Below are 15,217 nucleotides of genomic sequence, written 5' to 3'. Positions count from 1 at the left end.
GCCTGGATGCCGTTGGTGCCTTCGTAGATCTGGGTGATGCGGGCGTCGCGCACGAACTGCTCGACGCCGGTCTCCCAGATGAAGCCGTGGCCGCCGTGCACCTGCACGGCGATGTTGGCGGCCTCGGAACCCACGTCGGTGAACAGCGCCTTGACGATCGGCGTCATCAACTGGACGAACTCGTCCGACGCCTGCCGCTGCTTGGGATCGGCGTGCCTCTCGGCGACATCCAGGTGATAGCCGACCAGCGCACCCAGCGCCCGGCAGCCCTCGGTGTAGGCGCGCGCGGTCAGCAGGTTCCGGCGCACGTCCGGGTGCACGATGATCGGGTCGGCCGGCTTGTCCGGGAACTTCGCCCCCTTCACGGAGCGGCCCTGCAACCGCTCCTTGGCGTAGGCGGCGGCGTTCTGGTAGGCGACCTCGGCGATGCCCAGCCCCTGGATGCCCACGCCCAGGCGGGCCGAGTTCATCATGGCGAACATGGCGCGCATGCCCTTGTGCGGCTCGCCCACCAGCCAGCCCATCGCCTCGTCGAAGTTGATGACGCAGGTGGCCGAGGCCTTGATGCCCATCTTGTGCTCGATGGAGCCGCAGGCCACGCCGTTGCGCGCGCCCGGCGCGCCGTCGTCCTTGATCAGGAACTTGGGCACCAGGAACAGGCTGATGCCGCGCGTGCCGGCCGGCGCGTCGGGCAGGCGGGCCAGCACGAGGTGGACGATGTTGTCCGTCAGGTCATGCTCGCCGGCCGAGATGAAGATCTTGGTACCGGTGATCCTGTAGCTGCCGTCGTCCTGCGGCACCGCCTTGGTGCGGATGATGCCCAGGTCGGTGCCGGAGTGCGGCTCGGTCAGGCACATGGTGCCGGACCACGACCCGTCCACCAGCTTGGGCAGCACGCGGTCCTTCAACTCCTCCGAGCCGTAGCGGGCCAGCGCGTTGTAGGCGCCCAGCGACAGCCCCGGGTACATGCCGAAGCTGAGGTTGGCGGAGCAGACGAACTCCTCCAGCATCGTGTAGACCAGCTTCGGCAGGCCCTGGCCGCCGTACGCGGGGTCGCACGACAGGCCCTGCCAGCCGGCGGCCATGTACGTGTCGTACGCCTCCTTGAAGCCCTTGGGCGTACGCACCACGCCGTTCTCGAAGGTGCAGCCTTCCGCGTCGCCGGACTGGTTCAGCGGCAGCAGCACCTCCTCGCACAGCTTGGCGCCCTCCTCCAGCACCTGGAAGATCACGTCCGGCGTGGCGTCCTCATAGCCCGGCAGCGCCGTGACGTTGTCCAGGCCGATGATGGTGTCGAGGACGAAGCGCACGTCCTCCAGCGGAGCCTTGTAGATCGGCATCCCTTGTTCCTCCCCCTCAGTTCCGCAGCGGCTTGCCGGTGGTGAGCATGTGCTCGATCCGGTCGATGCTGCCGGGCGTGCGGATCAGCTCCATGAAGGCCTTGCGTTCCAGGCCCAGGAGGTGGTCCTCGCCGACCGGCTCGGTGTGGTCGGCGTCGCCGCCGGTCAGGATCTCGGCAAGCGCGGAGCACACGACCATGTCGTGCGGCGTCGCCTTCCCCTGCAAGCGGAAGCCGTGCAGGAACTGCTCCAGCGCGGCGCGCCCGCCCGGACCGGGCAGCACGTACGCCGGCTTCTCCGGCAGGGTGTAGCTGGCGGCCAGCTCCAGCGCCTTGGCCTTGGCGTCGGCCAGCAGGCGGTCGCGGTTCATGGTGATGCCGTCCGACGCGCGCAGGTACAGCAGGTCCTTCGCCTCGGCCGCCGACTTCGCCACCTTGGCGAGGCTGATGGTCTCGAACGCCTGCGCCACCGGCGGCATCGGCCCGCGCGGCAACTTCGGGTTGGCGGCGTGGCGCGCCAGCATCTCCGTGCAGCCGCCCCAGCCGGGGATCAGCCCGACGCCGACCTCGACGAGGCCCATGTAGGTCTCGGCGTGCGCCTGGACGTGGTCGGAGTGCAGCAGGATTTCGCACCCACCACCCAGCGCCATGCCGCTGGGCGCCGCCACCACCGGAAACGGCGCGTACTTCAGCGCCCGGTAGGTGCGCTGGCCGGCGTCCACCATCTCCTCGATCTGCGGCCACAGCGCGATGTTGATCGCGAACATGGCGAGGCCCAGGTTGGCGCCGACCGAGAAGTTGTCCGCCTCGTTGTGGATGACCAGCGCCTTCCATTGACCCTTGCCGTCGCCGATCAGGCCCATGGCCTTGCCGTAGGCGGCCATGATCTGGTCGTCCAGCGCGTTCATCTTGGACGTGAACTCGAAGCACAGCACGCCGTCGCCGATGTCCCAGATAGCGGCCGAGCCGTTCTTGAACACCGGCTTCGACGCCCGCTTGACATCGGCCAGCAGCAGCACGCCGTCCGGCCGCACCACGTCGGCGTAGTCACCGGCGGTGGTGAGGTGCTGGAGCCTGCCGCCCTCGACCCGGTAGAAGGGCCGCCCGGCGGCCTGCTCCACCAGCGCCGGAACCGGGATGCCCTCGCCGCGGCACAGCTCGGCGAACCAGTCCGTGCCCAGCCGGTCGATCAGCTCGAACGGGCCGTATTTCCAGGCGTAGCCCAGGCGCATGGCCTCGTCGACCGACACGATGTCGTCGGCGATCTCCGGCACCAGGCTGGCGGCGTAGGCCAGCGTCTGCGCCAGCACGGTGCGGGCGAAGCGGCCGGTCTTGTCCGGGAACTCGGCCAGAGCGCGCAGATCCTTGCCGGCCGCCTGCACGCTGTCCAGGCGCGGCTTGTCGGAGGGGCGGTACTGGCCGGTCTTGAGGTCGATGGCCTCCTTGACGCGCTTTCCGTCCGCCTTGTTCATGCGGTAGAAGCCGCCCTTGCCCTTCCGGCCGGTGTAGCCCTCGGCGATCATCCTGGTGATCACCGGATGCTCGCGGAAGGTGGCGCGGTAGGCGTCGTCCGGCGGCAGCGTCGCCAGCATGCTCTTGGCGATGTGCGGCATCAGGTCGAGCCCGACGAGGTCGACGAGGCCGAAGACGCCCGTCTTCGGGATGCCCATGGGGCGGCCGCCGACGGCGTCCGCCTCCTCCACCGTCAGGCCCAGGTCGACGGCGGCGTTGATCGCCGCCTGGATCCACAGCGTGCCGATGCGGTTGGCGATGAAGCCCGGCGTGTCCTTGCAACGCACCACACCCTTGCCCAGCGCGCGGTCGCAGAAATCGGCGATGGCCGCGGCGGCGTCCGGGCGCGTCGCCTCGCTGGTCACCAGCTCCAGCAGGCGCATGTAGCGCGGCGGGTTGAAGAAGTGGGTGATCAGGAAGTCGCGCTTGAACGCCTCCGACTGCCCTTCCGTCAGGTGGGCCAGCGGGATGGTGGAGGTGTTGGACGACACGACCGAGCCCGCCTTGCGCACCGGGTCGATGCGCTTGTAGAGGTCGGCCTTGACCGTGGGGTTCTCGACGATCGCCTCGACGATCCAGTCGACGTCAGCGAGGAGGCCCAGGTCGTCCTCCAGGTTACCGGGGGTGATCAGCCGGGCGTTCTTCGGATGCATGAAAGGGGCCGGGTCGGTCTTCAGCATCTTCTGGATCGCCGTCCTGGCGACCACGCTGCGGTCTTCCGCCCCCTTCGGCACGATGTCCAGAAGGACGACGGGGATGCCGGCGTTGGCGATGTGGGCGGCGATGCCGCTGCCCATCACGCCCGCACCGATCACGGCGGCGCGTTTGATGTCCATGGTCCGGATCCCCCCGCTCACACCGCTTCCAGGACGGTGGCGATGCCCTGGCCGCCGCCGATGCACTGGGTCGCCAGCGCGAACTGCTGGCCCGTGCGCTTCAGCAGTGCCGCCGCCTTGCCGGTGATGCGGGCACCAGTGGCGCCCAGCGGGTGGCCCAGCGCGATGGCGCCGCCGTCCAGGTTCAGCGTCTCCTCCCGGATGCCCAGGTCGCGGATGCAGGCGATGGCCTGCGCGGCGAAGGCCTCGTTCAGCTCGACCACGCCGATGTCGCCGATGGACAGGCCGGCGCGCTTCAGCGCCTTCTGCGCCGCCGGGATCGGGCCCAGGCCCATCACCTCCGGCGCGCAGCCGGCCACGGCGATGGAGCGGATGCGGGCGAGGACCGGCAGGCCGTTGGCGCGCGCGTACTCCTCCGTCGCCACCAGCACGGCCGCCGCACCGTCGGTGAGCGGAGAGGAGGTGCCGGCGGTCACCGAACCCTCGGCCAGGAAGGCGGGCTTCAGCCCGGCCAGCGTCTCCGCCGTGGTGCCGGGGCGCACGCATCCGTCACGCTCCGCCGCACCGCCGCCCTGGAGCGGGATCGCCACCATCTCCTCCGAGAAGCGGCCCTCGGCCTGCGCGGCGGCGGCCTTGGCGTGCGAGGCGGCGGCCAGCGCCTCCTGCTCGGCACGCGGGATGCCGTAGCGCGCGGCGACGTTCTCCGCCGTCATGCCCATGGAGCAGTAGGCGTCCGGGTACTCCTTCTGCAGGCCCGGATGCAGAATCGGGTTGTAGCCCATGATCGGCACGCGGCTCATCGACTCGATGCCGCCGCACACGAACACCTCGCCCGCCCCCATCTGGATGGCGCCGGCCGCCTGATGGATCGCCTGCATGGACGAGCCGCAGTAGCGGTTCACCGTGGTGGCCGCCGCCGTCTGCGGCAGCTTGGCCAGGAAGGAAACGGTGCGGGCGACGTTCATCCCCTGCTCGCCCTCGGGGAAGGCACAGCCGACGACGACGTCCTCGATGTCCTGCGGGTTCACGCCGGTGCGCTCGACCAGCGCCGCGACGACGCGGGCCAGCAGGTCGTCCGGGCGGACCTTGACCAGCTCGCCCTTGCCGGCGAACGCGAACGGGGAACGGGCGAAGCCCGCGATGACGACGGATTTCATGGTTACTGGTCCTCCCTTTCGGCCGCTTGGGTCGGGCCGTCTTGGTTCCGGTTCCGGGTCAGGTGGTGGGTGATCTGGGTGTCGATGTCGCGCAGCTCGCGCAGCGTCTGCTGCACGTCCTGGAGCTGGCGTTCGAGGTCGGCGATGCGGCGCCGCGCGATGCGCTGCATGTAGCGCATCTGCTCCGCCTGGCTTTCGTCGGTGTCGTAGAGGTGCAGGAATTCCTTGATCTCGGCGAGGCTGAAGCCAAGGCGCTTGCCACGGCAGATCAGCGCCAGCCGCGCCCGGTCGCGGTGGGCGTAGACGCGGCTCGTCCCCTCGCGCGCGGGCAGCAACAGCCCCTCTTCCTCGTAATGGCGGATGGTGCGCAGGGTCAGGCCGAATTCCTCGGCCAGCTCGCCGATTCCGTATGTGCGTTCGCCGCCGTCCCCAGCCATGCCCGAGCTTGTCTGGTCCGCGCGCAACGCCGTCGCACCGGGCATGCCGCCCCTCCCCTCGCCTTGCGTTTCCAGGCCTTACGTTGACGTAAACGTAAGGTGACTTACGCATGCCGTCAAGGGGCGGAACGGCCTAACCCGTTGGTCGGAGAAACCCTTTGCCGGCTAACGGCATTCTCAAGTATTTTCCAAAAATCACCGCCGTCTCTGCGCTTCATGGGTAAGTATGGCGCGCAGCGACCAAGCAGCGAGGCCCGCCGTGACCGACACCGCCATCTCCGCCCCCCGCGTCGCCGCCGAACCGGCGTGGCAGGACGGCCAGCGCAAGGACGCCAGGGACGTGCGGGACTGCGTGGCCGTCGCGCGCCGCACCCTGCGCCAGGCCGCCGAGGAGGCCATCGCCCTGCCCGACGCAACGGTGGACGCGGTGATCGGCACGGAGCGCGCGCTGGACGCCGGCGGCCTGACGGCCGAGCAGGAATCGCGCTTCTGGAAGGCCTACGCCTACATCCGCGCCAACGTCGCCACCACCACGTCGCTGCGCCGGCGCTACAACGGCGGCTTCCTGATGCTGCTGGCGTTCCTGATGCTGGTGCAGGCGGCGTTCATCTCGGCCACCAGCCTGATCGACGGCATCAAGACGGAATGGAGCATCGTCCGCGACTACACGCTGAGCCAGACGGAATTCTGCAAGTCCCTGGCCGAGCCGGCCGCCGCAGCTCCAGCGGCGGCCACGGCCGCGACGGAGAAGCCGGCGCGCGCGGCGGCACCGGCGGGCAAGACCAACAACTGCCCGACCCGCACTGTCATGGAGCCGGAATACCACACGGCGCTGATCCAGCTGCGCAGCTACGACCACCTGCTGGAAGCCTATTCCTTCCTGCTGCCCGGTACGGCGCTGGACGAGGCGGAGATCGCGCGTTCCAACACCGCCGGGACGGTGCGCGAGTACAAGCACTACGTCCACATGGGCGCCCTGGTGAACATCCGCCATTTCATGGAGCTGTTCATCCTGCCGGCGCTGTACGGCGCGCTGGGGGCCTGTGCCTTCGTGCTGCGCAAGTTCTCCTACGACATGCGCGACGGCACGCTGACCTCCGATTCCGGCATCCGCTACGGCCTGCGCATCAGCATCGGCATCCTGTCCGGCCTGATCATCCACTGGTTCGTCCGCCCGGCCGAGGGCGGGGATCCCGGCTCCGCCGCCACGGTAGGCGCCGCGGTGCAGAACCTGTCGCGCTACGCGCTGTCCTTCGTGGCCGGCTATGGCAGCGAGATCGTCTTCAACATCCTCGACCGTCTGGTGGCCGCCCTGGCCCCACAACGCCAGGGCGAGGCCAGCCAGTCCACCGCGCACGCCGCGCCGGCCAAGGCCGAGGCGAAGGCGACCGAGGCGAAGCTGGCGGCGGGCAAGTGATCCGGGGGCAAGCGCTTCGTAGGTTGGGTTGAGCCGCAGGCGAAGCCCAACGTGCCCGCGGTGCCAGGTGTGTTGGGCTTCGCTGGCGCTCAACCCAACCTACGAAGCACGCGAGGGCTTTACAACGGCCTCGCCACCTACCCGATCGGGTGCGGCGCGGGCGCGCAGTGACAGCTTGCCACGCCGTGCCCGCACGATGATCTGTGGCAGCGTGGAGGCGTTGCAAAAGCCTCCTCCGCCCCATCCAGACAAACATCCAGACACAGGCAGGGTTAGAGACACACCATGTCGGCACGAACGATCGTGTCGCTGGGCTTATGGATCCTTCTGATGGTGCTGGTCGGCACCATGACCGTCGGCATCGCGCTCGCGTTCTACGTGGCGATGACCGCGTTCTTCGGCGCGGTGGTGGCGGTGATGATGATCATCGCCCGCCACCGCACGCATCCGAAGGAGTTCTAGGCCCAGCGGCGCTCCTTCCCCATCAGTCCGCGTTCACCCGCACCCGCGCCGCGGCGGCGCGGGCGTTCAGGTGCGGGCGGACCATGTCCTCGACGAAGGCGCCGGGCGCCAGATAGTCGCCGGGCGTCACCGCGCGCGCCAGGTAGACGAGACGGAAGCCCGGCCGCTCCTTGCTCAGGTCCACCGCCGCCACGAAGCGGTCGGCGCGGAAGTCCACGTGATGGGCCGGCGACAGCACGCCCAGCCACGACAGCGCGCCCAACTGGCCGCTGTCGGCGACGCGGACGTTTTCGATGGCGAAGCCGGCCGGCAGCAGATCGGTCACCAGCGCCTGATGCTCCAGCGAACCGGAGGACGCACCTTCCAGGATGACGACCAGCAGGTCGTTCCGGCGCACGCCGGCCGGGTCCACCGGGCGACCGTCCATGTCGAAGGTGCTGCGGCGGATGCTCAGCCCGTTCTCCGCGGCCTCCGCCGGCTGGTCCGGCACGCCGGCGACGCTGACCACCTGATGCAGCGGCTCACCACCCGCGTTCTTCACGGTCAGCGGCTCGCCCTCCACGCGGCGGTAGAAGGGCCGGTTGCCCTCCACCGGCTGGCCGGCGACCTGCAGCTTGACGGCGCCGGAGCGTTCGGCCAGCGCGCGCGCCGCCATCAGCAGCCACGCCTGCTCCTGCGTCGAGGGGTTGGAGACTGCGGCGTGCACCTTCACCAGACGGTCGGCGGCGGCGACCAGCTTGTCGCGATCCACCACGCCGCTCTCGGCCATCAGCGTGATCACCACCGCCTCGTCGCGCACGACGGAGCCGTAGTCGCGCAGGCTGGGCGCCACCACGCGGGCGTGGCTCAGCCCGTCGAAGGCCTCCGACGCCCGCTTGCCCTCGCCCATCAGCGCCAGCGCCGCCGCCACCTGGGCGCGCGCCATGTCGGTCTGCAACTTCGGCCAGAAGGCTTCCTGGAAGTAGCGCACGGCCGCCGCGTCCACCGCCTTGCCGCGCGCCAGCACGTAGTGCGCGTAGGCGCGGCCCGGCAGCTCGTCGACGTCGAACCAGGTGTTGTCGATCACCTGCCGCAGCCACTCCATGCCCTTCCGGTAAGGCACCTCCGGCACCGTGTAGCCGGCGTTGCGGGCGCGGCCCAGCACGTCCATGACGAAGGACGACAGCCACAGGTCGGCGTCGCCCTTCGGCGACCACAGCGCGAAGGCGCCGTCCGGCCGCTGCATGGTCATCAACCGGTCGAGCGAGCGCTGCACCCGCGTCTTCACCTGCTCCGCCGTCGCCAGCCCCAGCGAAACCGGCAGGTCGCCGCTCTGCAGCAGCGGCAGAACGCGGCCCGCCGCCTGCTCGGCGCTGCCGTAGGGGTGGCGCTCCAGTGCCTGCAGCAGGTTCGGCACGTCGAACTCCGGCAGGGTGCCGAGCGACAGCGCCACCACGGCGGTTTCCGGCCGCAGGCCGGCGGCCGCGTCGGGGGCGATGGTGACCTCCTTGTCCGGCGGCAGCTGCGCCACGGTGCGGCGCATCACGCGCGGCGCGTCGGCGCGCACCGCGATGTCCCACTCGTGCACGCGGCGGAAGCCCTCGGGCCCGGTCACCTCCAGGCGCACGGTGCCCAGGCCCACGCCGGTGCCCGCCAGAACGCGGTCGGCGCTGATCCGCTTGCCGCGCGCCAGCCCGCCGACCGGGACGGTGCCGTCGGCGATCGCCACCGCGCCCTCGGCGGTCAGCGCCAGCGTGTAGTCGCCGGCCGGGCCGGCGAGGTTTTCGATCGTGGCCGTGATCCGCGCCGTGTCGCCGGGCGCCAGGAAGCGCGGCAACGCCAGGTCAGCGACGACGCCGTCGCGCACCATCATGCTGGCCTGGGTGTGGCCCAGCTTGCCCCCGCTCCACGCCACCGCCATCAGGCGCAGCCGGCCGTTGAAGTCCGGCAGGTCCAGCGGGACGGACACCTTGCCCTCCGCCCCCACCGGCAGCACGCCGGAGAACAGCGCCACCACGCGCGACGTCTTCTGCGGCAGGCCGCCCACCTGACGGACGCGCGGCGCCTCCGCGCGCGGCCGGGCGCGGTCGCCCTGCGCCGGGTCGATCAGCCGGCCGAAGGAATCGCGCATCTCCACCGCCGGCCGGCGCCGGCCGAGGTAATGGTCGTTGGGGTCCGGGGCGGCGTGGTCGGTCAGCTGCAGCACCGCGTCGTCCACCGCCGCCACCGTCACGAAGGCGGGCTGCCCCTCCTCCGCGCCGGTCACGGTCACCTCGGCGGTGACGGTGCGCTCCGGCTCGCTCTCGGCCGGAGCGGACAGCGCCACGGCCAGCACGTGCGGCGCCGAATCGATGGCCAGCCACGACTGGCCGATGGCGCGCCGCGGCGGACCCTTCTGCTGCGGGTCGGCGGTGCCGAAGGCGGTGGCCAGCACGTGCACGCCGCCGGTCCACGACGGATCGACGGGGATCTCCAGGAACGCGCCCTCCGGCCCGATGGAACGGGTCAGCGCCTGCCGCACCTTGCGGTCGGCGACGGCGATCAGCACCTCGCTCTCGTACGGCGGGCGGACGTAGACGCGGGCCGTCTCGCCGCCGCGGTAGTTGGGCAGCATGACGGTGACGTCCACCTTGTCCGGCCGGTCGGCGGCCCCGGCGGTCACCCACCAGCCGGCGACGAAGCGCACGCTGGTGGCCACGCCCGCCTTGGGATCGAACACCTCCAGCCGGTAGCGGCCGGCCTGCACCGGCTCCTCCACGCCGGCCGGCTTGTCGGCGGCGACCTGGAGCGTGCCGCCGGTCACCCGGCGGTCCTTCACCTTGGACTGATAGTCCCAGCGGCCGTTCGCCTCGTACCAGACGTACTCGTGCTCCTCCTCGAACAGCTCGTAGGAGAGGTCGTTGCGGGCGACGGCGGTGCCGTCCGGCGCCACGGCGACGATGTCGAAGCCGGCGGTCGCCCCTTCCGGCACGCCGTCGCCGTCGAAGCGCGGGCGCACGCCGATGGCGAAGGGCTGATGGCGCAGCGGCAGCACCAGCTCGCGCTGCACCGGCCGCCCACCGATGTCGAAGACGTTGGCGCGCAGCACCGCCTCCAGCGGCCTGGAGCTGTCCGGCGCCTTGGCCAGCGTCACCTCGGTCTGCACGCGGCCGGCGTCGTCGGTGGTGAAGCCCGGCAGCTCGCTGCGCACGGGCTGAAGGTCCTCCTGCGCCAAGCCGAAGCGGTAGCCGGCATGACCGGGGTACGGGTTGGCGGCGGCGCGCAGCGTCAGCGTCAGCTCGCCCGGCAGGTCGGCGGCGGGCGCGCCGGTCAGGTAATGCGCGTCGATGGACAGCTTCGCCTGCGCGCCGGCCTCCATGTCCTTGCGGTCGCTGCGCAGGGTCACGTCCAGGCGCGGCGGCACGAAGTCGTCGACCAGGAACTCGGCGCGGCCGACGGCCGGCCCTTCCGGCTCCAGGTGGGCGGTGATCGCCCAGGCGCCGGTGTAGGCGTTGGCCGGCAGGGCGAAGCGCGCGGTGCCGCCGCCCGCCCCGGCGTCGCCGATGGTGCGGCGGTCCGCCTCGAACCCATCGGGGCGCAGCAGCTTGACGGTCAGCGGCTTGCCGGCGATGGCGCGGGCGTCGGCGTCGCGCAGCAGCGCCGTCAGGTCGATCGTCTCGCCGGGACGGTAGATGCCGCGCCCGGTGTAGAGATAGGCGTCCGCCGCCGGCCGCCCGGCCACGTCGGGGCCCGGCGTGGCGAGATCGAGGAAGCTGAAATCACCGGCCCCGCGCGCGGCGAACAGCGCCTGCGGCGCCTTCGGCCCGGTGCCGTGCAGTGCCGCGCCGTCGAAGCGGGCGAGCCCGTCCTCCCCCGTCACCAACTTGCCCAGTTCGGTGTTGTCGCGGGCCAGCAGGCGCAGCTCCACCCCGGCCGCCGGCTTGGCGCTGCCGATCGAGCGGGCGAACACGAGAAGGCTGTCCTCGCCGCGGATCGTGTTGAGGCCGAGGTCGGAGACCAGGAACCACTGCGTCGCCTTCTGGTCCCAGCCGCCGGGCTTCAGCTCCCCGGCGCCGGCCACGGCGATGTAGACGCCGGGTTCCAGCTTGCCCAGCACGGCGTCGATGGGAAAGGCGGTGACCACGGGCGCGTTGCGCACCGTCTCGACCGCCATTTCGCCCTTCCACACCTCCTGCCCGGCGCGGTCGACGATCTCGCCCACGTCATAGTCGGACATCTGCTGGCTGACCCGGCCGAAGTAGATCTTCTCGACAAGGCTGCGGTCGGCGATGCGCAGCACCTGCAGCCGGGCGCGCTCGACGTTGATGGTGCGCAGCGGCAGCCCCTCGGCGCCCACGCGCGGCAGGATGTAGCCGCCGCCGCGGAAGGTGAGGCTGGGCTTGCGGTTGGGCACCTCCACCTCGCGCCGCTCGTCCTGGGCAAGGCTGGTGCCGTCGTCGCCGGGCAGGCCCTGGCGCAGCAGCACCTCGTGCTTCTGCCCGTGCAGCAGCCCCTCGACGCACAGCGTCCGGTCGCGCGCCACGGCGGTGACGGCGGCCGGCGCCGGGGTGACCGCGACGTAGGCGCGGTAGTCGACGGCGCGCGTCTTCTCCAGCCGGGCCGTGAAGGTGAAGCAGGCCTGCGGCGCCTCGCGCTCGGCCACCACCTCCACGGACGCCACGCCGAAGGGCACCTCCGCCGGGGGTTGCGCGGCGGGTTGGGCCTGGGGCGGTGTCGGCGGGGTGGACGGAGCCTCGGCGGCCAGCGCGGGGAAGGCCCCCGCGACGAGTACGGCAAAGACACGCGCCAAGGCACGCTGCATGACCAACTTGGGCTCCCGACCCTGAAGTGCGGCCGCCCGCGGGCCGGGCGACCGGAAACGACATGGATTGCGCGATACGGGTTCGTGGGCGAAGCGTCCGCCGCGTCCGATCCGGCCGCGCGCATCGGCGGCGGAGTATGCCGAACCGCCGAGCGTTTCGCCACGGCTTTACAGCGCCTTGGCGCGTGTTGTGGAGCAATCGGCTCAAAAGCCTCTCGCGCCCCGTCCATGCCCCCTGTTTGCCAAAGGACGTTCGGACCGCTCAGGCGGCGAATTCCAGCTCCACGCGGCTGCCTTCGCCGGGGCGGCTGTCGATGCTCAGCCGGCCGCCGTGCGCCTCGATCAGCGTCTTGACGATGGCAAGGCCAAGCCCGTGCCCCTGCCCGACCCGCGCGGTCAGGGCCGAAGCCTGGCCGAAGGGCACCACGGCCTGGCTCATCTGCTCCGCCGTCATGCCGATGCCGGTGTCGGAGACGCGCAGCACGCAGCGTCCGCCCGGCCCGCGCAGCGCCGCCACCACGATGCGCCCGCCGTCCGGCGTGAACTTCACGGCGTTGGACAGCAGGTTGACCAGCATCTGCCGCACCGCGCGCGGGTCGGCGGTGACGCGGGACACGCCGGGATGCACGGCCATGTCGATCTGCTGGCCCTTGCTTTCCGCCTGCGGGCCGATGATGCGGATCGCCCACTCCATGGCCGCCGCCAGGTCCACCGGCTCGCGCGCCAGCTCCACCTTGCCGGCCTGCAGGCTGGACAGGTCCAGGATGTCGTTGACCAGCACCAGGAGCTGCTGGCCCGACGCGTGGATGTCCTCGGCGTATTCGGCGTAGCGGTCGAGGGCGTCGGGACCCAGCATCCGGCCCTTGATGACCTCGGAAAAGCCGATGATGGCGTTGAGCGGCGTGCGCAGTTCGTGGCTGACGCGGGCGAGGAAGTCGCGGTTGAGGCGCAGCGCGCCGTGCAGCCGCTCGGCCGCGCGGCGCTGGGCCAGGATGAAGACGGCGACGGCCGCCGTCGTGGCGGTGAGCAGCAGGGCCAGGATCAGCACGTTGCGCTGCAGGTCCTTCACCGCCGCCTGGATGTCCTTGCGCGCCACGCCGACGGTGACCACCAGCGGATACCCCTCCAGCCGGCGGTAGGAATAGGCGCGCTCGATCCCGTCGGTCTGCATGGGCTGCCAGAACCGGCCGGCCGGCGCCTGCGCCAGTTCGTCCCAGACCCGCGCGTTGGGCAGCGCGCGGCCCAGCGCGGCGTCGCCGTCGGGCGAGCCGCGGGCGCGGATCACCTTGTCCAGGCCGATCAGCGACACCGAGCCGTGTGGCCCGAAGTTGGCGGTGCGGTACAGCGAGACGAAGGCGTTCGGGTCCACCGCCGCGACCACGACGCCGGCGAACCCGCCGTCCGGCGCGCTCAGGCGCCGGCTCATGCGGATCAGCGGCCGCGCCACCATGTCGCCGCCGCTCGGCACGTCGATGAACAGCGCGTCGCCGTTCGATTCGGCGTGCACCCGGAAGAACGGCCGGTCGGCCACGTTCAGCCGCGCGGCCGGCCGGGTGCTGACGTAACGCGTGGTGCCGTCGGCGGCGATCAGCGACAGGTGGTGGATGACGTCGCGGTCGAACAGCCCGAATTCCACGAATTCGTTGGCTTCGCGCAGCCCGCCCTCGCCGTATTCCTTGGCGAAGGAGCGCAACGAATTGTCGATGCTGCGCATGATGTGCGCGGTGCTCTGCTCGAACCCGCGGATGGCGTTGTCGGCCGCGGCCAGCGCCTCGCGCTCGTGGTTCTCCTCGATGGCGCGGGTGAGGTGGGCGTAGCCCGCCCACACCGCCGCAACCACGACGGCAACGAGGACCAGCAGGCCAATCTGCAGCCTCTCCCTCATCGCCTCCACCCCATCGCCCGAACGGCGCCGGCGCGGGATTGCCGCCCATGCAACCGTATTCCAGGGAATTTAAAGCAGAGTCGTTAATAATCTTCCATTAGACGGACGAACTAGAACCTCCGGACGCAACTTTCGAACCATTCCAGAGACCGCTTCGTGCCGGTCACCCCCGGCCGAAGCGGCGCTTCAGGCGGTCGGCGGCGGCGTCCAGCACCTCGTCCTTCTTCGAGAAGCAGAAGCGGATGCAGGTGGCCGGGGCGTTCTCGACGTAGAAGGCGCTGACCGGGATCGCCGTCACCCCGGCTTCCTTGACCAGCCAGCGGCAGAACGCCTGGTCGTCGCCGTCGAAGCCGAAGGCGCGGATGTCCGCCACGACGAAGTACGTGCCGGCACTGGGCAGTACCTCCAGCCCCGCCGCCTCCAGCCCGGCGGCCAGCCGGTCGCGCTTGGCCTGCATGGCCGACGCCAGCCCGCTGAAGTACGCGTCGTCCTTGTTCAGGCCGTAGGCCACCGCCGCCTGCAGGTTGGGCGGTGTGGTGAAGGTGAGGAACTGGTGCGCCTTGGCGACCGGCTGCAGCAGCTGGGGTGCCGCGGTGACGTAGCCGACCTTCCAGCCGGTCAGCGAGAAGGTCTTGCCGGCCGAGCCGATCTTCAGGCAGCGCTCCCGCATGCCCGGCAGCGTCATCAGGGGGATGTGCGGGCGGCCGTCGAAGACGATGTGCTCGTACACCTCGTCGCACACCACATAGGCATCAAAGCGCTTCACGTACTCCGCCAGCAGGTCAAGCTCCGCCCGGTCATAGACCTTGGCGGCCGGGTTCAGCGGATCGTTGATGAGGACGAGCTTGGTCTTGTCCGAGAACGCGGCGTCCAGGTCGGCGCGGGTGAAGCTCCAGTCGGGTGCGGTGAGGTTCACGAAGCGCGGCACGCCGCCGGCCAGCCGGACGATGGGCAGGTAGCTGTCGTACATCGGCTGGAAGAGCACCACCTCGTCGCCCGGGTTGATGAGGCCCAGCAGGCAGGCGGTCAGCGCCTCCGTGGCGCCGGAGGTCACCATCACCTCCGTCTTCCAGTCCACGTCCAGGCCGTAGAAGCGCCGCGCGTGGGCGGCCAGCGCTTGGCGCAGCTCCGGCGTCCCCATCATGGAGGGGTACTGGTTCCAGCCCTCCAGCAGCGCCTTCGACGCCGCCTCCAGCACATCGGCCGGGCCGCGCTCGTCCGGGAAGCCCTGGCCCAGGTTGATGGCGCCGTGCTCCTCCGACAGGCGGGACATCACCTCGAAGATCGTCGTCCCGTAGCTCGACAGGATCGCGTTGCCAGCCTTCACCGCATGCCTCCTTCACGACTGAAGGGCGGAGGATTGCCGTGAATTGGATTGGATGTCCAGTGCGC

9 protein-coding genes are annotated in these 15,217 nt (G+C 70.8%); 2 read left to right on the top strand and 7 right to left on the bottom strand.

The features are described from left to right. The 4 genes from VED21_RS09865 to VED21_RS09850 all read right to left on the bottom strand — a co-directional run. The coding region (locus VED21_RS09865) for an acyl-CoA dehydrogenase family protein (protein WP_324882170.1) at positions 1 to 1,340 on the bottom strand (1,340 nt) is incomplete at its 3' end. A 16-nt stretch (positions 1,341 to 1,356) separates the two neighbouring features. Beyond that, entirely contained in the window at positions 1,357 to 3,687 is a 2,331-nt protein-coding gene (locus VED21_RS09860; RefSeq protein ID WP_324882169.1) for a 3-hydroxyacyl-CoA dehydrogenase/enoyl-CoA hydratase family protein, read from the bottom strand. A gap of 17 nt (positions 3,688 to 3,704) precedes the next feature. Then, positions 3,705 to 4,844, bottom strand: coding sequence for a thiolase family protein (locus VED21_RS09855; RefSeq protein ID WP_324882168.1), 1,140 nt, complete (start codon positions 4,842 to 4,844; stop codon positions 3,705 to 3,707). Between the two features lie 2 nt (positions 4,845 to 4,846). Then, positions 4,847 to 5,326, bottom strand: coding sequence for a MerR family DNA-binding transcriptional regulator (locus VED21_RS09850; protein ID WP_324882167.1), 480 nt, complete (start codon positions 5,324 to 5,326; stop codon positions 4,847 to 4,849). 214 nt (positions 5,327 to 5,540) lie between these two features. On the opposite strand from VED21_RS09850, the gene VED21_RS09845 reads away from it, so the two are divergent. Then, positions 5,541 to 6,698: a hypothetical protein gene (locus VED21_RS09845; RefSeq protein ID WP_324882166.1), complete on the top strand. Its 1,158-nt coding sequence runs from the start codon at positions 5,541 to 5,543 to the stop codon at positions 6,696 to 6,698. A gap of 285 nt (positions 6,699 to 6,983) precedes the next feature. Continuing rightward, the gene (locus tag VED21_RS09840) at positions 6,984 to 7,160 is read left to right on the top strand and encodes a hypothetical protein (RefSeq protein WP_324882165.1); all 177 of its coding nucleotides are present in this window, start codon (positions 6,984 to 6,986) and stop codon (positions 7,158 to 7,160) included. Positions 7,161 to 7,182: 22 nt separating this feature from the next. Here VED21_RS09840 and VED21_RS09835 read toward each other — a convergent pair whose 3' ends face one another. The 3 genes from VED21_RS09835 to VED21_RS09825 form a co-directional block, all read right to left on the bottom strand. Next, positions 7,183 to 11,940, bottom strand: coding sequence for an alpha-2-macroglobulin (locus VED21_RS09835; RefSeq protein ID WP_324882164.1), 4,758 nt, complete (start codon positions 11,938 to 11,940; stop codon positions 7,183 to 7,185). 262 nt (positions 11,941 to 12,202) lie between these two features. Continuing rightward, positions 12,203 to 13,825, bottom strand: a complete 1,623-nt coding sequence (locus tag VED21_RS09830) for a sensor histidine kinase (protein WP_324882163.1) — start codon at positions 13,823 to 13,825, stop codon at positions 12,203 to 12,205. 163 nt (positions 13,826 to 13,988) lie between these two features. Further along, complete coding sequence (locus tag VED21_RS09825; RefSeq protein WP_324882162.1) at positions 13,989 to 15,152, bottom strand: aminotransferase; 1,164 nt, start codon at positions 15,150 to 15,152, stop codon at positions 13,989 to 13,991. Positions 15,153 to 15,217: the final 65 nt, after the last annotated feature.

The sequence above is a fragment of the Azospirillum sp. genome (assembly GCF_035627195.1).
Taxonomy (GTDB): Bacteria; Pseudomonadota; Alphaproteobacteria; order Azospirillales; family Azospirillaceae; genus Azospirillum.
Note: the sequence above shows the minus strand (reverse complement) of the source record. Positions and strands in the feature narration are given on the sequence as shown.